The sequence below is a fragment of the Leclercia sp. S52 genome (assembly GCF_039727615.1).
GTDB classification, from domain to species: Bacteria; Pseudomonadota; Gammaproteobacteria; order Enterobacterales; family Enterobacteriaceae; genus Enterobacter; species Enterobacter adecarboxylatus_B.
Genome location: NZ_CP152474.1, coordinates 4,151,031 through 4,170,968, shown reverse-complemented (window position 1 = coordinate 4,170,968; position 19,938 = coordinate 4,151,031). Strand labels below are relative to the sequence as shown.

16 protein-coding genes, 1 pseudogene and 1 riboswitch are annotated in these 19,938 nt (G+C 58.1%); of the genes and pseudogenes, 11 read left to right on the top strand and 6 right to left on the bottom strand.

The window, feature by feature from the left end; all coding sequences use genetic code 11:
- Positions 1-3 precede the first annotated feature (3 nt).
- Entirely contained in the window at positions 4-2,862 is a 2,859-nt protein-coding gene (glnE, locus tag AAHB66_RS19935; RefSeq protein ID WP_347116527.1) for a bifunctional [glutamate--ammonia ligase]-adenylyl-L-tyrosine phosphorylase/[glutamate--ammonia-ligase] adenylyltransferase, read from the top strand.
- A gap of 40 nt (positions 2,863-2,902) precedes the next feature.
- On the top strand, positions 2,903-4,333 hold the full coding sequence (gene hldE / locus AAHB66_RS19930) for a bifunctional D-glycero-beta-D-manno-heptose-7-phosphate kinase/D-glycero-beta-D-manno-heptose 1-phosphate adenylyltransferase HldE (RefSeq protein ID WP_347114231.1): 1,431 nt from the start codon (positions 2,903-2,905) through the stop codon (positions 4,331-4,333).
- Between the two features lie 112 nt (positions 4,334-4,445).
- Here hldE and AAHB66_RS19925 read toward each other — a convergent pair whose 3' ends face one another.
- Positions 4,446-4,742 (bottom strand): accessory factor UbiK family protein, encoded by a 297-nt coding sequence (locus tag AAHB66_RS19925; RefSeq protein ID WP_347114230.1) that lies wholly within the window; start codon positions 4,740-4,742, stop codon positions 4,446-4,448.
- Positions 4,743-4,862: 120 nt separating this feature from the next.
- A riboswitch (FMN riboswitch) is annotated at positions 4,863-5,014 on the top strand.
- Between the two features lie 105 nt (positions 5,015-5,119).
- Here AAHB66_RS19925 and ribB point away from each other — a divergent pair.
- Positions 5,120-5,773, top strand: a complete 654-nt coding sequence (ribB, locus tag AAHB66_RS19920) for a 3,4-dihydroxy-2-butanone-4-phosphate synthase (RefSeq protein WP_333854097.1) — start codon at positions 5,120-5,122, stop codon at positions 5,771-5,773.
- 41 nt (positions 5,774-5,814) lie between these two features.
- Here the strand turns inward: ribB and zupT are convergent, their stop codons facing one another.
- Positions 5,815-6,588 (bottom strand): zinc transporter ZupT, encoded by a 774-nt coding sequence (zupT, locus tag AAHB66_RS19915; RefSeq protein WP_347114229.1) that lies wholly within the window; start codon positions 6,586-6,588, stop codon positions 5,815-5,817.
- 196 nt (positions 6,589-6,784) lie between these two features.
- Between zupT and ygiD the strand changes: the two genes are divergently transcribed.
- On the top strand, positions 6,785-7,576 hold the full coding sequence (ygiD, locus tag AAHB66_RS19910) for a 4,5-DOPA dioxygenase extradiol (protein WP_347114227.1): 792 nt from the start codon (positions 6,785-6,787) through the stop codon (positions 7,574-7,576).
- Positions 7,577-7,679: 103 nt separating this feature from the next.
- On the opposite strand, the gene AAHB66_RS19905 is transcribed toward ygiD, so the two are convergent.
- The 3 genes from AAHB66_RS19905 to tolC form a co-directional block, all read right to left on the bottom strand.
- Positions 7,680-8,840 (bottom strand): glutathionylspermidine synthase family protein, encoded by a 1,161-nt coding sequence (locus tag AAHB66_RS19905; protein WP_347114225.1) that lies wholly within the window; start codon positions 8,838-8,840, stop codon positions 7,680-7,682.
- A gap of 2 nt (positions 8,841-8,842) precedes the next feature.
- Positions 8,843-9,517 (bottom strand): DUF1190 family protein, encoded by a 675-nt coding sequence (locus AAHB66_RS19900; RefSeq protein ID WP_142487120.1) that lies wholly within the window; start codon positions 9,515-9,517, stop codon positions 8,843-8,845.
- Positions 9,518-9,691: 174 nt separating this feature from the next.
- Complete coding sequence (gene tolC, locus AAHB66_RS19895) at positions 9,692-11,113, bottom strand: outer membrane channel protein TolC (RefSeq protein ID WP_347114224.1); 1,422 nt, start codon at positions 11,111-11,113, stop codon at positions 9,692-9,694.
- A 204-nt stretch (positions 11,114-11,317) separates the two neighbouring features.
- Here tolC and nudF point away from each other — a divergent pair, with 204 nt between their 5' ends.
- Genes nudF through parE form a run of 5 tightly spaced genes read left to right on the top strand, consistent with a single transcriptional unit; the run spans position 11,318 to position 15,726 of the window.
- Entirely contained in the window at positions 11,318-11,950 is a 633-nt protein-coding gene (nudF, locus tag AAHB66_RS19890; protein ID WP_347114223.1) for an ADP-ribose diphosphatase, read from the top strand.
- Positions 11,947-12,369 (top strand): DUF1249 family protein, encoded by a 423-nt coding sequence (locus AAHB66_RS19885; protein ID WP_337017919.1) that lies wholly within the window; start codon positions 11,947-11,949, stop codon positions 12,367-12,369. Before nudF ends, AAHB66_RS19885 begins: the two co-directional genes overlap by 4 nt.
- A gap of 27 nt (positions 12,370-12,396) precedes the next feature.
- Positions 12,397-13,224, top strand: a complete 828-nt coding sequence (gene cpdA, locus AAHB66_RS19880; RefSeq protein WP_347114221.1) for a 3',5'-cyclic-AMP phosphodiesterase — start codon at positions 12,397-12,399, stop codon at positions 13,222-13,224.
- Positions 13,224-13,805, top strand: a complete 582-nt coding sequence (gene yqiA / locus AAHB66_RS19875; protein ID WP_347114220.1) for an esterase YqiA — start codon at positions 13,224-13,226, stop codon at positions 13,803-13,805. Before cpdA ends, yqiA begins: the two co-directional genes overlap by 1 nt.
- A gap of 28 nt (positions 13,806-13,833) precedes the next feature.
- Positions 13,834-15,726, top strand: coding sequence for a DNA topoisomerase IV subunit B (gene parE / locus AAHB66_RS19870; protein ID WP_347114218.1), 1,893 nt, complete (start codon positions 13,834-13,836; stop codon positions 15,724-15,726).
- 100 nt (positions 15,727-15,826) lie between these two features.
- On the opposite strand, the gene AAHB66_RS19865 is transcribed toward parE, so the two are convergent.
- Complete coding sequence (locus tag AAHB66_RS19865; RefSeq protein WP_347114217.1) at positions 15,827-16,666, bottom strand: AraC family transcriptional regulator; 840 nt, start codon at positions 16,664-16,666, stop codon at positions 15,827-15,829.
- Positions 16,667-16,832: 166 nt separating this feature from the next.
- On the opposite strand from AAHB66_RS19865, the pseudogene AAHB66_RS19860 reads away from it, so the two are divergent.
- A pseudogene (locus AAHB66_RS19860) lies at positions 16,833-18,642 on the top strand (DUF2264 domain-containing protein).
- 31 nt (positions 18,643-18,673) lie between these two features.
- Positions 18,674-19,918: an oligosaccharide MFS transporter gene (locus AAHB66_RS19855; RefSeq protein ID WP_347114216.1), complete on the top strand. Its 1,245-nt coding sequence runs from the start codon at positions 18,674-18,676 to the stop codon at positions 19,916-19,918.
- Positions 19,919-19,938: the final 20 nt, after the last annotated feature.

Genomic DNA, 19,938 nt, shown 5'->3' with positions numbered 1-19,938 from the left:
CCTATAATGCCGCTTTCTTCACCCTTACAGCAGCAGTGGCAGACGGTATGTGAGCGTCTGCCGGAAGCATTACCCGCCTCGTCATTAAGCGAGCAGGCCCGGCAGGTGCTGACCTTCAGCGACTTTGTGCAGGAGAGCGTCACCGCCCATCCTGACTGGCAGGCCGAGCTTGAGGCTTCGCCGCCCCAGGCGGACGAGTGGCAGCACTACGCGCAGTGGCTACAGGACGCGCTGGCCGAAATCAGCGATGAAGCCGCGCTGATGCGTGCGCTGCGCCAGTTCCGCCGTCGGGTGATGGTGCGCATCGCCTGGGCGCAGGCGCTGATGCTGGCGAGTGAAGAGAGCACGTTGCAGCAGCTAAGTCACCTGGCGGAGACGCTGATTGTCGCCGCCCGCGACTGGCTGTACGACGCCTGCTGCCGCGAATGGGGTACGCCGTGCAGTGAAGACGGCACCCCGCAGCCGCTGCTGATTTTAGGCATGGGCAAACTGGGCGGCGGCGAACTTAATTTTTCCTCGGACATCGACCTGATCTTCGCCTGGCCGGAGAAGGGGGCCACCCGCGGCGGACGTCGCGAGCTGGATAATGCCCAGTTCTTCACCCGGCTGGGGCAGCGGCTGATTAAGGCCCTGGATCAACCCACCCAGGACGGCTTTGTCTACCGGGTGGATATGCGCCTGCGTCCGTTCGGCGACAGCGGCCCGCTGGTGCTGAGCTTTGCCGCGCTGGAAGATTATTACCAGGAGCAGGGGCGCGACTGGGAACGCTACGCGATGGTGAAGGCGCGGATCATGGGCGATACCGGCGATGCCTATGCCAACGAGCTGCGCGCCATGCTGCGCCCGTTCGTCTTCCGTCGCTACATTGATTTCAGCGTCATCCAGTCGCTGCGTAACATGAAAGGGATGATTGCCCGGGAAGTGCGTCGTCGCGGCCTGAAAGACAACATCAAGCTGGGGGCGGGCGGCATCCGCGAGATCGAGTTTATCGTCCAGGTCTTCCAGCTGATCCGCGGCGGGCGCGAGCCTTCGCTGCAGTCCCGCTCCCTGCTGCCAACTCTGGCCGCCATCGCCCAGCTGCACCTGCTGCCGGAAGGCGATGACCGTATCCTACGCGAGGCCTACCTCTTTTTACGGCGGCTGGAAAATCTGCTCCAGAGCATCAATGACGAACAAACCCAGACCCTGCCAGGGGATGAGCTTAACCGTGCCCGCCTCGCCTGGGGAATGCGCGTGGACGACTGGCAGGCCCTGACCGACGCGCTGGATGCCCATATGGCCGCGGTGCGACGTATTTTTAACGACCTGATCGGCGACGATGAGAGCGAATCCCAGGAGGATGAGCTGTCTGAGCACTGGCGCGAGCTGTGGCAGGATGCGCTGCAGGAGGACGACACCACCCCGGTGCTGACCCACCTCAGCGATGAGGATCGCCATCGGGTTGTGGCGCTGATTGCCGATTTCCGTCTTGAGCTGAACAAGCGCGCCATTGGCCCGCGCGGCCGCCAGGTGCTGGACCATCTGATGCCGCACCTGCTCAGCGACGTCTGCTCCCGCGCCGATGCCCCGGTGCCGCTGTCGCGCCTGACCCCGCTGCTGAGCGGGATAATCACCCGTACGACCTATCTGGAGCTGCTCAGCGAGTTTCCCGGGGCGCTAAAGCACCTGATTTCCCTCTGCGCCGCTTCGCCAATGATTGCCAGCAAGCTGGCACGCTATCCGCTGCTGCTGGACGAGCTGCTCGATCCCAACACCCTTTATCAGCCGACGGCGACCGACGCCTATCGCGATGAGCTGCGCCAGTATCTGCTGCGCGTGCCGGAAGAGGACGAAGAGCAACAGCTGGAGGCGCTGCGCCAGTTTAAGCAGGCGCAGCTGCTGCGCGTGGCGGCGGCAGACATCTCCGGCACGCTGCCGGTAATGAAAGTAAGCGATCACTTAACCTGGCTGGCGGAAGCGATTATCGATGCGGTGGTCCACCAGGCGTGGGTGCAGATGGTGGCCCGTTACGGCCAGCCGAAGCACCTGGCCGATCGCGAAGGACGCGGCTTTGCGGTGGTGGGCTATGGCAAACTGGGCGGCTGGGAGCTGGGCTACAGCTCCGATCTGGATCTGATTTTCCTCCACGACTGCCCGGTAGACGTGATGACCGACGGCGAGCGCGAGATCGACGGGCGTCAGTTCTACCTGCGCCTCGCCCAGCGCATCATGCACCTGTTCAGCACCCGCACCTCGTCCGGCATTCTGTATGAGGTGGATGCCCGACTGCGTCCGTCCGGGGCGGCGGGCATGCTGGTCACCTCTACCGACTCCTTCGCCGATTATCAGCAGAACGAGGCCTGGACCTGGGAACATCAGGCCCTGGTGCGCGCCCGGGTGGTGTATGGCGATCCGCAGCTGAAAGCGCAGTTCGATACCATTCGTCGCGACGTGCTTACCGCCACGCGCGAGGGCCCGACGCTGCAAACCGAAGTGCGTGAGATGCGCGAGAAGATGCGCGCCCATCTGGGGAATAAACATCGCGATCGCTTTGATATCAAAGCCGATGAAGGCGGCATTACCGACATTGAATTTATCACCCAGTACCTGGTGCTGCGTGACGCGCACAGCAAGCCGAAGCTCACCCGCTGGTCGGATAACGTACGCATTCTGGAGCTGCTGGCGCAAAACGACATTATGGACGAGCACGAGGCGCTGGCATTGACCCGCGCTTACACCACGCTGCGCGATGAGTTGCACCACCTGGCCCTGCAGGAGCAGCCGGGCCATCTGCCGCTCGACTGCTTTAACACCGAGCGAGAGCTGGTGCGGGCCTGCTGGCAGAAGTGGCTGGTGGAACCGTGCGTAACAAAACAAGTGTGATATTATCGCGCGCAAATTGTGAATCTTTCTGGAGTCAGGAATGAAAGTAACACTGCCAGAGTTTGAACGTGCTGGAGTTATGGTGGTTGGCGATGTGATGCTGGATCGCTACTGGTATGGGCCAACCAGCCGCATTTCCCCGGAAGCCCCGGTCCCGGTGGTGAAGGTGGATACCATTGAAGAGCGTCCTGGCGGCGCGGCAAACGTGGCGATGAACATTGCTTCTCTCGGCGCGCATTCGCGTCTGGTGGGGCTGACCGGCATTGATGACGCCGCGCGTGCGCTGAGCAAGACGCTGGCGGATGTGAACGTCAAATGTGATTTCGTTTCTGTCCCGACGCACCCGACCATCACCAAGCTGCGCGTGCTGTCGCGTAACCAGCAGCTCATCCGCCTCGACTTTGAAGAAGGGTTTGAAGGCGTCGATCCGGAGCCGCTGCACGAGCGCATCAACCAGGCGCTGGGTAACATCGGCGCGCTGGTGCTCTCCGACTACGCCAAAGGGGCGCTGGCCAGCGTTCAGCAGATGATCGCCCTGGCCCGCAACGCTGGCGTACCGGTGCTGATCGATCCGAAAGGCACCGATTTCGAACGCTATCGCGGGGCGACGCTGCTTACGCCGAACCTCTCCGAATTCGAAGCGGTGGCGGGTAAATGCAAAACCGAAGAGGAGATCGTTGAGCGCGGCATGAAGATCATCGCCGATTTCGATTTCTCCGCGCTGCTGGTGACCCGTTCCGAGCAGGGGATGACCCTGCTGCAGCCGGGCAAAGCGCCGCTGCATATGCCGACCCAGGCGCAGGAAGTGTATGACGTCACCGGTGCCGGCGATACGGTCATCGGCGTGCTGGCGGCTACACTGGCTGCGGGTAATACGCTGGAAGAGGCCTGCTACTTTGCCAACGCCGCCGCGGGCGTGGTGGTGGGCAAGCTGGGGACCTCTACCGTTTCGCCTATCGAGCTGGAAAACGCGGTACGCGGTCGTGCCGATACCGGTTTTGGTGTGATGAACGAAGACGAGCTAAAAGTGGCGGTGGCTGCCGCACGTAAGCGTGGCGAGAAAGTGGTGATGACCAACGGCGTGTTCGACATTCTGCACGCGGGTCACGTCTCTTATCTGGCGAACGCGCGCAAGCTGGGCGACCGTCTGATTGTGGCGGTCAACAGCGATGCCTCCACCAAACGCCTGAAAGGCGAGACCCGTCCGGTGAATCCGCTGGAGCAGCGCATGATCGTACTCGGCGCGCTGGAAGCGGTGGACTGGGTGGTCTCGTTCGAGGAAGACACGCCGCAGCGCCTGATTGCCGGGATCCTGCCGGATCTGCTGGTGAAAGGCGGTGACTACAAGCCTGAACAGATCGCGGGTAGCGAAGAGGTGTGGGCCAACGGCGGGGAAGTGATGGTACTCAACTTTGAGGACGGGTGTTCAACCACCAAAATCATTAAGAAGATCCAGAAAGACAGTCAGTAGTTGGTGCGGGCTGATGCCCTCACCCCAACCCTCTCCCACAGGGAGAGGGCGCAAACATTAAAAACGGCAACCTGGGTTGCCGTTTTGCTTTTACCTCGTAGGCGTTACAGCATTATTCCACGTTGTCCACCGGTGGGATCGCCGGGGCCGGTTTCACTTCGTCAACGATGTTGCGATTTTCCAGCTCGGTCAGACGCTGCTCCAGCAGGGCGATTTTTTCGCGGGTACGCAGCAGCACCTGCGTCTGGACGTCAAATTCTTCACGGCTGACCAGATCCAGACGCATCAGCTGCGACTGCAGCACCTGGCGGATCTTCTTCTCAACGTCATCACCGAATTCACGCACGCCTTTCGGCATAGATTCATGGACCTGGCGGGCAAGTTGTTCAATTTTTTTTGGGTCGATCATGGTAGTTCCCTTGAAGAAAAGGTGTTAACGACCATTGTAGCGCGTAACCGCGATCCTTAAACCAGAATTGTGTGAAGCTTATGCGTTGCCGAACATAATCATTAGCGTTATAGTTATCCCGCTTATTCTCAGGGCGGGGCGAAATTCCCCACCGGCGGTAAATCAACCTTCGCGTTGAAAGCCCGCGAGCGCTTTGGGTGCAAACTCAAAGGTCAGCAGATCCGGTGTAATTCCGGGGCCGACGGTTAAAGTCCGGATGGGAGAGAGTAACGAACCAGCCGGGCGAGGCCCGCTCACGTTATTTTTTTGCCGTACTACGGCGCTCCTAAGACTGCCCTGATTCTGGTAACCATAATTTTAATGAGGTTTTTTTTACCATGAATCAGACGCTCCTTTCCTCTTTCGGCACCTCTGCTGACCGTGTAGAACACGCGCTTGCTGCGCTTCGCGAAGGTCGCGGCGTGATGGTGCTTGACGATGAAGATCGTGAAAACGAAGGCGATATGATTTTCGCCGCCGAAACCATGACCGTTGAGCAGATGGCGCTGACCATCCGTCACGGCAGCGGTATTGTTTGCCTGTGTATCACCGAAGATCGCCGTAAGCAGCTGGATCTGCCGATGATGGTAGAAAACAACACCAGCGCCTATGGCACCGGTTTTACCGTGACCATCGAAGCGGCCAGCGGTGTGACCACCGGTGTGTCTGCTGCTGACCGCGTGACCACCGTACGTGCGGCCATTGCCGATGGCGCAAAACCTTCTGACCTGAATCGTCCGGGCCACGTATTCCCGCTGCGCGCGCAGCCGGGCGGCGTCCTGACCCGCGGCGGCCACACCGAAGCGACCATCGACCTGGTAACCCTGGCCGGTTTCAAACCTGCCGGTGTGCTCTGTGAACTGACCAATGATGATGGCTCTATGGCGCGCGCGCCGGAGTGCATCGAGTTTGCCGGTAAGCACAACATGGCAGTAGTGACTATCGAAGATCTGGTGGCATATCGCCAGGCGCACGAGCGTAAAGCCAGCTGATAACGCAGCATAAAAAACGCCGGGATATCCCGGCGTTTTTTTTAGCCTATTCCGGCCGTCTGGAGTAGCACCAGACTGAGCCCCATCACCGACATTCCGCACAGCACGCCGTAGCTGGGATTGTTATTCGGGTCGATCTCTTTGGCGAGCGGCATCAGCTCATCCACCGACAGCGCCACCATAATCCCTACCACCGCCGCCATAATGGCCGCCATCACCACCGGCGAAATCAGGCTGCCGAGGATCAACCACGCCAGCACCCCGCCGAGGATCTCCGCCATGCCGGAAATGCCCGCCCAGAACACCGCTTTACGCTTGGATCCCGTGGCCGCATAGACCGGGCCCGCTACCGCCAGCCCTTCAGGAATATTGTGCAACGCCACCGCCAGCGCAATACCGAAACCCAACTCCAGATTATTGCTGGCGGTCACGTAGGTGGCGACGCCTTCCGGGAAGTTGTGCAGGCTGATGCCCAGGGTCAGCAGCAGCGCGGTGCGTCGCAGATTACCGGGCAGCGGCTTGCTGCCTTTTTGCATCAGATCCTGCGGGTGCGCGTGGGGCAGCATTCTGTCCAGCGCAAAGTAGCCCAGCAGACCAATGACAAACATCCCGTAGCCGAGCACCGGCGACATGCCTTCCGTGCCGAGGGCGGCAGGCAGCATCTCCATCAGGGAGATGAGCAGCATAATCCCGGCGGCAAAGCCGAGGGAAAAGGCCAGCACGCGGTTAGAGGGCTTCTGGCCCAGTACGCCGAGCATGGCGCCGATGAAGGTGGCGGCGCCTGCAAGAATAGTCAGAATCAGGGGAACTGACATTCACCTCTCCTTATGATAATGATTCTCATTCATATTAAAGGCTAAACGCACGCAAAGCGAGCGGGTACAGCTGCCTTTACAGATCCCTTACATTCAAATTTCCTGATGATCTTCTTCATGGTTATCTGAGTTCATCTTATCCGGATAACGGGTAAGGTAAAGCTATCAAATCGACACCTTGTGTAAGGATATCATCATGACTTCTTCTCGTATGCCAGCGCTGTTTTTGGGTCACGGTAGCCCAATGAATGTGCTGGAAGATAACGTCTACACCCGCGCCTGGCGACATCTGGGCGAGACGTTGCCGCGTCCGAAGGCTATCGTGGTGATCTCCGCACACTGGTTTACCCGTGGCACCGGCGTTACCGCCATGGAAGCACCTAAAACCATTCATGATTTTGGCGGTTTCCCGCAGGCGCTGTACGACACGCACTATCCGGCACCGGGCTCCCCGGCGCTGGCGCAGCAGCTGGTGGATCTGCTGGCACCGATCCCTGTCACCCTGGATAAAGAGGCGTGGGGCTTTGACCATGGCTCCTGGGGCGTGCTGATCAAGATGTACCCGAATGCCGATATCCCGATGGTGCAGCTCAGCATCGACAGCACCAAGCCGGCGGCCTGGCACCTGGAGATGGGCCGTAAGCTCGCCTCTCTGCGTGATGAAGGCATTATGCTGGTGGCCAGCGGCAACGTGGTGCATAACCTGCGTACCGCCCGCTGGCACGGGGAAAATACGCCTTATCCATGGGCCACGTCATTTAATGATTACGTGAAAATGAACCTCAGCTGGCAGGGGCCGGCAGAGGAGCATCCGCTGGTGAATTATCTGGCGCACGATGGCGGCTCGCTCTCGAACCCGACGGCGGAACACTTCCTGCCGCTGCTGTATGTCCTGGGCGTGTGGGACGGCCAGGAACCGATTACCACGCCGGTGGATGGCATCGAGATGGGCAGTTTGAGTATGCTGTCGGTGCAGGTGGGGGAATAAAGGCAAAACGGTAACTCCTGTTACCGTTTTTAGTGTTTGCACCCTCTCCCTGTGGGAGAGGGCCGGGGTGAGGGCATCAGGCCGCACAATCCGGCACCACATGTCACTCCACAAAAATATGCGGATAGAAGCGGGACAGATCCTGGGTGATCAGCGCCCGATCTTCACGAATACCAATCCCGGCAGGCTGATCGTTGATCAGCCAGCTGCCGATCAGCATATAGCTGTCGCCATACTTCGGTAGCTGACAGAACTGCTGGACGATCATCCCTTCTTCGCCATACGGGCCTTCAACCGCTTCCACGGTGTTACCGTTTTCGATAATCGACACGTTGGCACCCTCGCGGGAGAAAATCGGCTTTTTGACGTACTTATCCATCTGCGGATAGTCATCTTCCGCGAAGTACGCCGGCAGCAGATTCGGATGGTCCGGGAACATCTCCCACAGCAATGGCAGCAGGGCTTTGTTGGAGATAATGCTCTTCCATGCTGGCTCCAGCCAGCGCACGCCCGCATCTTCCAGCTTGGTGGAGAACACTTCGCGCAGCATGTATTCCCACGGATAGAGCTTGAACAGGTTGCTGATCACCTGATCCTGCAGATCGGTGAACTGGCCTCTTTCACCCAGCCCGATATCTTCTATATAGAGGAATTCAGTGGCGACTTCTGCCTCGGCGGCGCAATCCTGCAGATACTGCACGGTGCCGCGATCTTCGACCGTGTCACGACAGCAGGCAAAGTGCAGCAGGTGAAAGCCGTGCTGCTCGCGCAGCTCAGCGAAACGCTCAATCAGCTTTTCCTGCAGGCTGTTGAACTGGTCGCTGCCTTCCGGCAGATGACCCGCGTTCTGCTGATCTTCCAGCCAGATCCACTGGAAGAAAGCCGCTTCATACAGCGAGGTTGGCGTATCGGCGTTGTTCTCAAGCAGCTTCGGCTCGCCGGTACCATCCCACGCCAGGTCGAGGCGCGAATAGAGCGACGGCTGATGGGTCGCCCATGACTGACGCACAAAGCCCCAGGTGTGCTTCGGAATGCGGAATTTGGTCAGTAGCTCATCGCTGGCAATGACCTTTTCCACCACCTTCAGGCACATCTGATGCAGCTCTGCCGTGACCGCCTCCAGCTTTTCAACCTGGGCGAGGGTCAGTTTGTAATAGGCATCTTCACACCAGTACGGCTCGCCATACATGGTGTGAAAATTGAAACCATATTCGGTGGCTTTCTCGCGCCAGTCCGGGCGCTCAACAATACTGACTCGTTCCATTATCAGCCGCCCATAGAGCGTGTTGAGGTGCCGGCCGCGCTACGCTGCATGGTGTTCTGTTTGGCAACAGAATCACCGAAGCCGCCGCGGGTAACGGTGCTGGTGGTGGCCGGTTTTGGCGCCATGGCGGTTTTAGGGACGTTCATAGTGCGGCCTGGCTGGGCGGCACCATAACCTTTGCCGCTGGCATCGGTGTACTGACCATAAGCCGGGCTGGCCGGGTTTTTCGAGCTGAACAGCGGCTGCTGTTGATAGCCCGCGCCGCCGCTCATCAGACGGCCCATCATGTAACCCGCCATCAGCGGCATCCAGAAGCTCCCGCTGGACTGTGCCTGCGCCTGGTTTTCTGCTGGCGCGGTGCCTGCCTGAGCCGGGGCCGGAGCCTGCTGGCACTGGCCTTCGCCGAACTCGGCCACGCAGTCTTCACGGCTGGCGTATTTCGGCGCGGTACGTTCCGCTTCCTTCAGGGCGTTGTTGTACGAGGTGGTACACTCCGCGCTTTTGCCGGTAGCGGCCGCACAGTCATCGGCATTCTGATAGAGCGAAACCGTTTCGTCGGTTTTTTCACAGCCCGCCAGCATAAACGCGGCGCTCAGCGCCAGGGCGACAGGAGTGAAATGACGCGCGTTCCAGCTTTTGCGGAACGAGGCGTGATTAATGGATTTTGTCCGTTTCATAATTGTCTTCCAGGACCCAGTGGTAAAACACAGAAAATAACGCTCAGAATAGAGGATGAGTGGTGGAAATTGAAGCTATCGGCGTCAAACAGGGGGATCTTTACGTTGGCTTACGTATTTTTGTCGGACTGGGGGGATTTACCCGGCCTGGTGAACCCAGACCGGGTAGCAGCATCAGTTGCTGGTGGTGCGTGCGGTAGCAGGGGTCAAACCGTCAGCAGAAGCGTCCTGCTGTGGGTTTTCCGGCGCTACGGATTCAGGCGTGGTGGAGATTGGCTTACCTAATGAACCGTTCAGCGCAACCAGATCCTGCTCGTTCAACGTACCCAGCGCTTGCTTGATGTTCAGCTGGTTAATCAGGTAGTTATAACGGGCGTTGGAGAGCTGTTGTTTGGCGTTATACAGCGTGGTAGTCGCGTCCAGCACGTCAACGATGGTACGGGTCCCGACCGCGTAACCGGCTTCTGACGCATCCAGTGAACTCTGGGCAGAAACCACGGCCTGTTTGTAGGCGTTAATGCTGCTGACAGAGGCGTTCACGTTGTTGAAGGAAGAACGCACGGTCTGCACAACGCTGCGGTGCGCGCTTTCAAGCTGCTCGCTGGCACCGACAAAGTTGTACTGCGCCTGTTTGACCTGTGAATTGACCTGGCCGCCCTGATAAATTGGCAGGGAGAAGTTCAGGCCGATTTTATTCTGGCCAACGTCGCTGTCGTTGTACTGGGCACCGCTGGTCCGGGAACCGCTGTAGCTGGTATTAGAAATACCGCTGGAAGCGCTCAGGCTCAGGGTTGGCAGATGGCCGTCCTGCGCCAGACGAATTTGCTCGCGGGCCAGATCCTGGCTCAGGCGGGCCTGCAACAGGCTGAGGTTACGGTTTTCAGCTTCTTTCAGCAGGGCATTCACCGCCTGCGGCTTATCGGCTTTGAAGTGATCAACGTTCAGCGAGGCCAGTTGCGGGTAGTAATTACCGGTGACCTGACGCAGCTGCTCAACGGAGTTATCCAGGTCGTTACGCGCGGTCACTTCGTTCGCCAGCACGTTATCGTATTGTGAACGGGCGTTCTGCACGTCGGTGATCGCGACCAGGCCTACGTTGAAGCGTTGGGTAGTCTGATCGAGCTGGCGATAGATAGCCTGTTTCTGTGCTTCAATGTAGGAGAGCGAATCGATCGCGCTCAGCACTCTGAAGTAGGCGGTTGCGGTATTGAGGATCAGCGTCTGCTGGTCGGTCTGATAGGTGACATCCTGAATACCGGCAGATTTCTCCTGCAGGCTCAGGTTACGCCATTTAGACATATCAAACAGCGTCTGGGTTAACTGAAGTGAACCGCTGGTGACGTTGGAGTCGACGCCGTTCGCATCACGGTAACCGTTGTTATAGGTATAGTCGGCACCCAAACCCAGCTGTGGTAATAATGGGCTGCGTGCTTCATTAATTTTTTCAAATGCAGCATCACGATCGGCAGCGGATTTACGCAGTTCCGGGTTGCTCAGACGTGCCTGCTTATAAACCTGTATCAGGTCCTCTGCCTGACTCAACGCGCTGAAACCCGTCAGGCTCAGGCCGATGAGGATGGGGAGCAATTTCTTCATTTGCTTTCCTTGTTGTGAAGCTTAGTTAGCGCTGATCTAATTAAAAAAATATCTACCGATTCTAGCAGACTTCGCCACTGCAAAAGGTTGGCGTTCCGTGCCATGCGGCAGTAACTTGCACCAATTTACCATACTGTAGTAGAAACCGCAGTTTAGCAGAATTGAATTTCACCTTAACGCCACCATTTATACCAGGATGCAAACATGGATAAACCAGAAAAGTTGCCAGTGACTTTCACAAAAAACGATGTAGAAATTATTGCACGAGAAACGCTCTACAGCGGATTTTTTTCACTGGAATTATACCGTTTTCGCCATCGTTTGTTTAACGGTGAAATGAGTGGCGAAGTGAAGCGCGAAATTTTTGAGCGCGGGCATGCCGCAGTCTTGCTACCCTTTGACCCAGTGCGTGACGAAGTGGTACTGATAGAGCAGATTCGCATTGCCGCGCTGGATACCAGCGAAAGCCCGTGGCTACTGGAGATGGTGGCCGGGATGATCGAAGAGGGCGAGACGCCGGAAGATGTCGCCCGCCGCGAGGCGATGGAAGAGGCCGGTCTGGAAGTGGGTCGGACAAAACCGATCACCAGCTATCTGGCAAGCCCTGGCGGCACCAGCGAGCGCCTCTCAGTTATGGTTGGCGAAGTGGACGCCACGACCGCGCAAGGGATTCACGGTCTGGTTGATGAAAACGAAGACATTCGTGTTCATGTGGTAAGTCGGGAGCAGGCTTATCAATGGGTAAAAGAGGGGAAAATCGACAACGCGGCTTCTGTCATCGCTTTGCAATGGCTCCAGCTGCATTATCAGGACTTAAGAAACGAGTGGAAAAAATGAAGCGTTATACACCTGACTTCCCTGAAATGATGCGTCTGTGCGAGACCAATTTCGCACAATTACGCCGACTACTGCCGCGTAACGACGTGGCCGGTGAAACAGTGAGCTATCAGGTGAGCAACGCGCAGTATCGGTTAACTATTGTTGAATCAACCCGTTACACTACGCTGGTGGAAATTGAGCAAACCGCACCGTCCATCAGCTACTGGAGCCTGCCGTCAATGACGGTGCGGCTCTACCATGACGCGATGGTCGCTGAAGTGTGTTCAAGCCAGCAGATCTTCCGCTTCAAAGCGCGATATGATTATCCAAATAAAAAGTTGCATCAACGCGACGAAAAGCATCAAATTAACCAGTTTTTAGCCGACTGGCTAAGATATTGTTTAGCACATGGAGCAATGGCGATTCCGGTTTGTTAGCGTCGTAAACCTACCTAAGGACACCATTTGGAAAGCCTGTTGAACCTGACTGTTGCTGGTGGGGCGCCAGTCAGGGTATTGCAAATTACTGATACTCACCTGTTTGCCAAAAAGCATGAAACCCTGTTGGGTGTGAATACCTGGGAGAGTTATCAGGCTGTTCTGGAAGCCATTCATGCCCAGAAGCGCGAATGCGATCTGATTGTCGCCACGGGCGATTTGGCGCAGGATCAAACCTCCGCGGCTTATCAGCATTTTGCTGAAGGTATCGCGAGCTTTAACGCGCCCTGCGTCTGGTTACCCGGTAATCACGATTTTCAACCTTCGATGTACAGCGCGCTTCAGGATGCGGGGATCTCCCCTGCGAAGCGGGTCCATTCGGGCGATAACTGGCAAATCCTGCTGCTCGACAGCCAGGTCTTCGGCGTGCCGCACGGCGAGCTGAGCGAGTTTCAGCTGGAGTGGCTCGAAGCAAAGCTGGCGGCCGATCCCGAGCGCCACACCCTGCTTTTATTGCATCATCATCCGCTGCCGGCAGGATGCAGCTGGCTCGATCAGCACAGCCTGCGCAACTCAGCTGCTCTCGATCAGGTGCTGATAAAATTCCCGCGGGTCAATAACCTGCTCTGCGGCCATATTCACCAGGAGCTGGATCTCGACTGGAACGGGCGTCGCCTGCTGGCTACGCCGTCCACCTGCGTGCAGTTCAAACCGCACTGTGCGAACTTCACCTTAGACACCATTGCCCCAGGCTGGCGCTGGCTGGATCTGCATGCCGACGGCTCGGTGACGACCGAAGTCTGCCGCCTGCAAAGCTCGCAGTTCCGCCCGGACACTGCGTCAGAAGGCTACTGATGTCTGCGCTCCTCTATCTGCACGGGTTCAACAGTTCCCCGCGCTCAGCAAAAGCGACGCTGTTTCGACAGTGGCTGGAAGTCCATCATCCGGACGTCGAGATGATTGTCCCGCAGCTGCCGCCGTACCCGGCCGAGGCCGCCGAAATGCTGGAGACGATTGTCATGGCCCACGGCGGTGAGCCCTTTGGTGTGGTGGGGTCATCCCTTGGCGGCTACTACGCCACCTGGCTGTCCCAGTGCTTTATGGTGCCTGCGGTGGTAGTCAACCCGGCGGTGCGGCCTTTTGAGCTGCTGGTGGGCTATCTGGGGCACAACGAGAACCCCTACACCGGACAGCAATATGTGCTAGAGTCACGCCATATTTACGACCTCAAAGTTATGCAGATTGACCCGCTGGAAGCGCCAGATCTTATCTGGCTGCTGCAACAGACGGGTGATGAAGTGCTGGATTACCGCCAGGCGGTGGCGTACTACGCCTCCTGCCGCCAGACTATAGAAGAGGGCGGTAATCATGCCTTCACGGGCTTTGAGGATCATTTCACCCAGATTGTCGACTTTCTTGGTCTGCACAGCCTCTGACAATCGCTGCGAATTGCTAGTTTAAATCATGACGCAAACCTATAACGCTGATGCCATTGAGGTACTCACCGGGCTTGAGCCGGTTCGCCGACGTCCGGGGATGTACACCGATACCACGCGCCCAAACCATCTGGGCCAGGAAGTAATTGATAACAGCGTCGACGAAGCGCTGGCGGGTCATGCCAAACGCGTCGACGTTATTCTGCACGCCGACCAGTCGCTGGAAGTGATCGACGACGGTCGCGGCATGCCGGTGGATATTCACCCGGAAGAGGGTGTCCCGGCGGTTGAGCTGATCCTCTGCCGTCTGCACGCGGGCGGCAAGTTCTCCAACAAAAATTACCAGTTCTCAGGCGGCCTGCACGGGGTAGGTATCTCCGTGGTCAACGCCCTGTCAAAACGGGTGGAAGTCACCGTGCGCCGCGACGGCCAGGTGTACAACATCGCCTTTGAGAACGGCGACAAAGTTCAGGATTTAAAGGTGATCGGCACCTGCGGCAAACGCAATACCGGCACCAGCGTCCACTTCTGGCCGGACGAGAGCTTCTTCGACAGCCCGCGTTTCTCGGTCTCACGCTTGACGCACATTCTGAAAGCGAAAGCGGTCCTGTGCCCTGGGGTGGAAATCACCTTCAAGGACGAGGTCAACAACAGCGAGCAGCGCTGGTGCTATCAGGACGGCCTGAACGATTACCTGGGCGAAGCGGTGAACGGCCTGCCAACCCTGCCGGAAAAACCCTTTATCGGTAATTTTGCCGGTGATACGGAAGCGGTGGACTGGGCGCTGCTGTGGCTGCCGGAAGGCGGCGAACTGCTGACCGAAAGCTACGTCAACCTGATCCCGACCATGCAGGGCGGGACGCACGTTAACGGCCTGCGCCAGGGGCTGCTGGACGCCATGCGCGAGTTCTGCGAATACCGCAATATCCTGCCGCGCGGCGTGAAGCTGTCGGCGGAAGATATCTGGGATCGCTGCGCCTACGTGCTGTCGGTCAAAATGCAGGATCCACAGTTTGCCGGGCAGACCAAAGAGCGTCTCTCCTCGCGCCAGTGTGCGGCGTTCGTCTCCGGCGTGGTGAAAGACGCCTTCAGCCTGTGGCTGAACCAGAACGTGCAGGCCGCAGAGATGCTGGCCGAGATGGCGATTTCCAGCGCCCAGCGTCGTCTGCGTGCGGCGAAGAAAGTGGTGCGTAAAAAGCTGACCAGCGGCCCTGCGCTGCCGGGCAAGCTGGCGGACTGTACCGCGCAGGATCTGAACCGCACCGAGCTGTTCCTGGTGGAAGGGGATTCGGCGGGCGGATCGGCCAAGCAGGCGCGCGATCGTGAATATCAGGCGATCATGCCGCTGAAGGGTAAGATCCTGAATACCTGGGAGGTCTCTTCCGATGAGGTGCTGGCGTCGCAGGAGGTGCACGACATCTCGGTGGCGATCGGTATCGATCCGGACAGCGAGGATCTGAGCCAGCTGCGCTACGGCAAGATCTGTATCCTTGCGGATGCGGACTCCGATGGTCTGCACATCGCCACACTGCTGTGCGCGCTCTTTGTGAAGCACTTCCGTACGCTGGTGAAAAACGGTCACGTCCACGTGGCGCTGCCGCCACTTTACCGTATCGATCTCGGTAAAGAGGTTTATTACGCCCTGACGGAAGAAGAGAAAGCGGGCGTGCTGGAGCAGCTCAAGCGCAAGAAGGGCAAACCGAACGTGCAGCGCTTTAAAGGGCTGGGCGAAATGAACCCGCTGCAGCTGCGTGAAACCACGCTCGACCCCAACACTCGCCGTCTGGTGCAGCTCACCATCAGCGATGAAGATGAGCAGCAGACCAACGCGATGATGGATATGCTGCTGGCCAAGAAGCGCTCAGAAGACCGCCGCAACTGGCTGCAGGAGAAGGGCGACCTGGCGGATATCGAGGGTTGATGCATTGCCGGGCGGCGGCTATTTGCCCGGCGGCGCTTCGCTTGCACGGGCCTACGGTTTTTGTAGGCCGGGTAAGGCGTAGCCGCCACCCGGCACTCCCTCAGGCCGCACGATGATTTTTCCGGTACTGCAAGGGCGTCTCTCCGATGCCCTTTTTAAATGCGCTAATAAAATACGTCACATCCGAAAACCCCACCCGCGCGGCGATCTCCCGCACGCTCGCCTCCGAGTGCAGCAAACTTTCGCAGGCCTTCCGCAGGCGTAAGGTATTCAGGTAATCGTGAATTTTCTCCCCCGTTTCGGCATGGAATTTCCGTGACACGTAGCTGCGGGACTTCCCCAGCTCGTCTGCCAGCGCATCCAGGCTGAATTTATTCTGATAATGCTCGTCCAGCCAGAACATCACCTGGCTGGCGATGCCCTGACTGTTACCGGGCTGGCCTTCGTCATCGTGCGGCAGCATGGCAAACAGGCCGATCAGCAGGCTGGCGACGCGCTCGCTGTTCATCGGCGGCGGGTAACAGCTGAACAGATGATCGAGATGGCTGTGGCAGTGCGCCATATCCGCCACCCAGGCTTCGCCCCCGCGCCGGGACAGCTTCTGCAGCCGCTGCTGGGTCTGGGGAAAGTCGCGCAGCGCCTTCAGGACCGCATGCTGATCGAGATGAATAATAGTGCGGCGATAGTTCGCTTCGGCCTGGGGATCGACCATCACCTTGTGCAGGGTAAAAGGTGGAAAGAAAAACAGCCGGCCCGGGCGCATGGTGTAGTGACGATTATCGACAATCGCCACGCCAAACCCTTCTTCGACATAGAGAATTTCCAGACACTGGTGCCAGTGATGGTAGCGCACGGTGTTGGCGAACAGGCGACTGAACGACACGATGGCGTCGTTCAGGGTAATCAGCTCAAGGCGTTCCGCCGTGGGTGTCTCGCGCATAGTGCAATAAAACTCAACTTTTCCCTTTTCCTGCCTCTTTATAAACCACCTTTTTAAATTTCATCAACTGCGGGTTTATTCATCTCTCACTCCTGTGACCCGGGTAACATTTCTGCCCCTCGCTGATTAACTATTCTTTGCCGCAGTTGATTACGAGGACCAGCCTATGTGCGCGGCAAACAAAGAAAAATCAAATCCGTTGTCATCCCGCCAGGATCTGGTGGCGGCCCTGAACACCCTGTTGGCGGCGGTGGATACGCAATTTCCGGCGGGCAGCTCCCGCTTTTCGCTGGGCGATACCAGCGCCCACTACGCCACGGATGTGGCGCAGATGGAGGGATTATCCCGGGTGCTGTGGGGGCTGTTTCCGCTGATGGCCGCCGGCGACAGCACGCCGTTCAGCGACAAGTACATTACCGCCATTAAGCAGGGCACCGACCCGCAGAGCGCAGGCTACTGGGGCGAAGCCGGGCCTTACGATCAGCGTCTGGTGGAGATGGCGGCCTATGGCCTCGGGCTGGCGCTGCTGCAGGACAAACTCACCGTTTTGTTTAGCGAACGCGAGCTGATGAACCTGCACGCCTGGCTGAACCAGATCACCGACGCTCAGATGCCGGACAGCAACTGGAACTACTTCGCCATCATGGTGCAGCTTGGCTTTAAGCGTGCCGGGCTGCCATACGATCAGCAGGCCATCGATCGCCGCTTCGCGATGATGGACGCCTACTATCTGGGGGAGGGCTGGTACTCCGACGGTCCGGGTCGGCCAAAGGATTACTACATCTCGATGGCGTTTCATTTCTACGGCCTGATCTACGCCACCCTGAGCGGCGATGCGGCGCGGGCAGAGGTGCTGCGCCAGCGCTCGCGTCTGTTTGCCGAAGACTTTATCTATATGTCGGCCGCCGACGGCGCTTCGGTACCCTTTGGCCGCAGCCTGACCTACCGTTTCGCGATGGTCGCCTTCTGGAGCGCGGTGGCCTTCTCCGGGCTTGAGGTGTTCACGCCGGGCATCGTGAAGGGGATCATCCTGCGCCATCTGCGCTGGTGGCAGCAGCAGCCGATCACCGATCGCGATGGGATCCTGACCCTTGGCTTTGCCTACCCGAATCTGGCGATGTGCGAAGACTATAACTCCCCGGGCTCGCCTTACTGGGCGCTGAAAACGTACCTGATCCTGGCCCTGCCGGAATCACATCCTTTCTGGCAGGCCGACGAGCAGCCGCTGCCCCGGCTTGCCGAAAAGCGCGTGATTCCCCATGCCCGGCAGATCCTGGTCCACACCGACCATGTGACCATGCTCACCGCCGGTCAGCTGGAGCTGAACAACTACGTCAACACCGAGGCGAAGTACACCAAATTTGCCTACTCCAGCCGCTTCGGTTTCACCATCGAGCGCGGACGTTTCGGTATCAAGCACGCCGCCTGCGACTCGATGCTGCTGCTGGCCGATGGCGATAACTATTTTCGCGGACGCCGCGAGTGCGAGACGGTGCGCGTCGATGAGAACTACATCTTTTCGCGCTGGTTGCCGTGGCATGACGTCCATATCGATACCTGGCTGGTGCCCTTCGGCGAGTGGCATTTGCGTCTGCACCGCATCAACAGCGCGCGCAATTTGCAAACGGTTGAGGGCGGCTTTGCGGTGATGAAAACCGAGCCGCAGCTTCACGGGCGGGGCAGTTACCTGAGCGCAGATAACGGCAGCAGCGCCATCGTCGATCTCTCACCAGACATCACCCGTCAGCCGGACAGCGTGGTGACGCCGCCGAACAGCAGCATCATGTTTGCCGAATGCGCCGCCATTCCGGTGCTCGCCTGCACCATCCCGCAGGGAGAGAGCTGGCTCTGCTGCGCGGTGAAGGCGTCTGCACAGAATAAAAACAGGGCGGAAAGCCCCCCAACTGCAAATCAACAATAACCAGGTCGTGATCCGTGCGCCTGGAAGCGAACGTCAGCTGTCGTTCATTTTATAAAGCCCTTACCCTGGATATCGGCGAGGATGGTATGAATAACAAAACTGAATATTACAAAATCAGCAGTTTTATCTTTCTCTATTTCTTTACCTGGTCGGCGAGTATTGGTCTGCTGGCCATCTGGCTCGGTCAAAAAGCCAATCTCAGCGGATCGGTGATCGGCACCGTCTTTGCGGTGAACGGCATCTTCTCCGTTATTCTCAAACCGATCTACGGCTATATTCTGGATAAGATCGGCATGAGCAAATACCTGCTCTATTTTGTGGTGGCGATGTCCGCCCTGATGGCGCCGTTCTTTATTTATGTTTACCAGCCGCTGTTAATGTCCAACACCCTGCTGGGGATTATTATCGGCGCGCTCTATTTAAGCTTCGCGTGGTATGCGGGCGTGGCGGCGTGTGAATCCTATTCCGACCGCTTCAGCCGCCTGAACGGCATGGAGTTTGGGCAGATCCGCATGTGGGGATCGCTTGGCTGGGCAGTGGCCTCCTCGTTCTCCGGCCTGCTGTTTAACCTCTCTCCGGCGTACAACTTTATTATGGGCAGCGTGGCGTCGGTGATCATGCTGATCGTTCTGCTGAACCTGAAGGTCAACACTAATTCGGCCCATGCCGGTGAGGTGCTGACCAAAGAGAAAATCGCCCCGGCGGATGTCTATGCCCTGCTGCGCAGCCGCAAGTTCTGGGCCTTCTGCCTGTACGTGGCGGGCGTGGCGTGGATGATGTTTATCGCCGAGCAGCAGTTCTCCCGCTATTTCGTCACCTTCTTCGATGATGTGCACCAGGGCAACGCGGTGTTTGGTTATCTGGGTACCGTGCAGTCGGGAATGGAATTCGTCATGTATATGGTGATCCCGATGTTCGTAAACTATATCGGCGCCAAGCGTGGATTATTGATCGTCGGCCTGGTTGTCGGGGCGCGGCTGATTATTTCCGGGATGTGCGACTCCCACCTGTTAATTTCGGTGCTCAAGCCGCTCTACGGTCTGGAGATCTGTCTCCTGCTGGTGTCGGTATTTAAATATATCGCCGAGCATTTCGATAAACGCGTCAACGCCACCATGTACCTGCTGGGCTATCAGGCGATGCTCTACGTCGGCAACGTCGTGGTGTCGTCACCGGCCGGTTATATGTATGACCGCATCGGGTTTGAGCAGACCTATATCATCATGGGCGCCACGGCGCTGACCTTTACCCTGATTTCTGCGTTTACCTTATCCGCCTGCCAGAGCAAATGGCGCGGCGCTAAAACGCTGAACGTTGCAGAACACCACTAATTTACGCCGTCAAAGAAGGA

Excerpts from the sequence above, each read along its gene's own strand:
- hldE (WP_347114231.1), top strand. The coding sequence starts at position 2,903 with ATGAAAGTAACACTGCCAGAGTTTGAACGTGCTGGAGTTATGGTGGTT.
- AAHB66_RS19925 (WP_347114230.1), bottom strand. The coding sequence starts at position 4,742 with ATGATCGACCCAAAAAAAATTGAACAACTTGCCCGCCAGGTCCATGAA.
- ribB (WP_333854097.1), top strand. The coding sequence starts at position 5,120 with ATGAATCAGACGCTCCTTTCCTCTTTCGGCACCTCTGCTGACCGTGTA.
- zupT (WP_347114229.1), bottom strand. The coding sequence starts at position 6,588 with ATGTCAGTTCCCCTGATTCTGACTATTCTTGCAGGCGCCGCCACCTTC.
- ygiD (WP_347114227.1), top strand. The coding sequence starts at position 6,785 with ATGACTTCTTCTCGTATGCCAGCGCTGTTTTTGGGTCACGGTAGCCCA.
- AAHB66_RS19905 (WP_347114225.1), bottom strand. The coding sequence starts at position 8,840 with ATGGAACGAGTCAGTATTGTTGAGCGCCCGGACTGGCGCGAGAAAGCC.
- AAHB66_RS19900 (WP_142487120.1), bottom strand. The coding sequence starts at position 9,517 with ATGAAACGGACAAAATCCATTAATCACGCCTCGTTCCGCAAAAGCTGG.
- tolC (WP_347114224.1), bottom strand. The coding sequence starts at position 11,113 with ATGAAGAAATTGCTCCCCATCCTCATCGGCCTGAGCCTGACGGGTTTC.
- nudF (WP_347114223.1), top strand. The coding sequence starts at position 11,318 with ATGGATAAACCAGAAAAGTTGCCAGTGACTTTCACAAAAAACGATGTA.
- AAHB66_RS19885 (WP_337017919.1), top strand. The coding sequence starts at position 11,947 with ATGAAGCGTTATACACCTGACTTCCCTGAAATGATGCGTCTGTGCGAG.
- yqiA (WP_347114220.1), top strand. The coding sequence starts at position 13,224 with ATGTCTGCGCTCCTCTATCTGCACGGGTTCAACAGTTCCCCGCGCTCA.
- parE (WP_347114218.1), top strand. The coding sequence starts at position 13,834 with ATGACGCAAACCTATAACGCTGATGCCATTGAGGTACTCACCGGGCTT.
- AAHB66_RS19865 (WP_347114217.1), bottom strand. The coding sequence starts at position 16,666 with ATGCGCGAGACACCCACGGCGGAACGCCTTGAGCTGATTACCCTGAAC.
- AAHB66_RS19855 (WP_347114216.1), top strand. The coding sequence starts at position 18,674 with ATGAATAACAAAACTGAATATTACAAAATCAGCAGTTTTATCTTTCTC.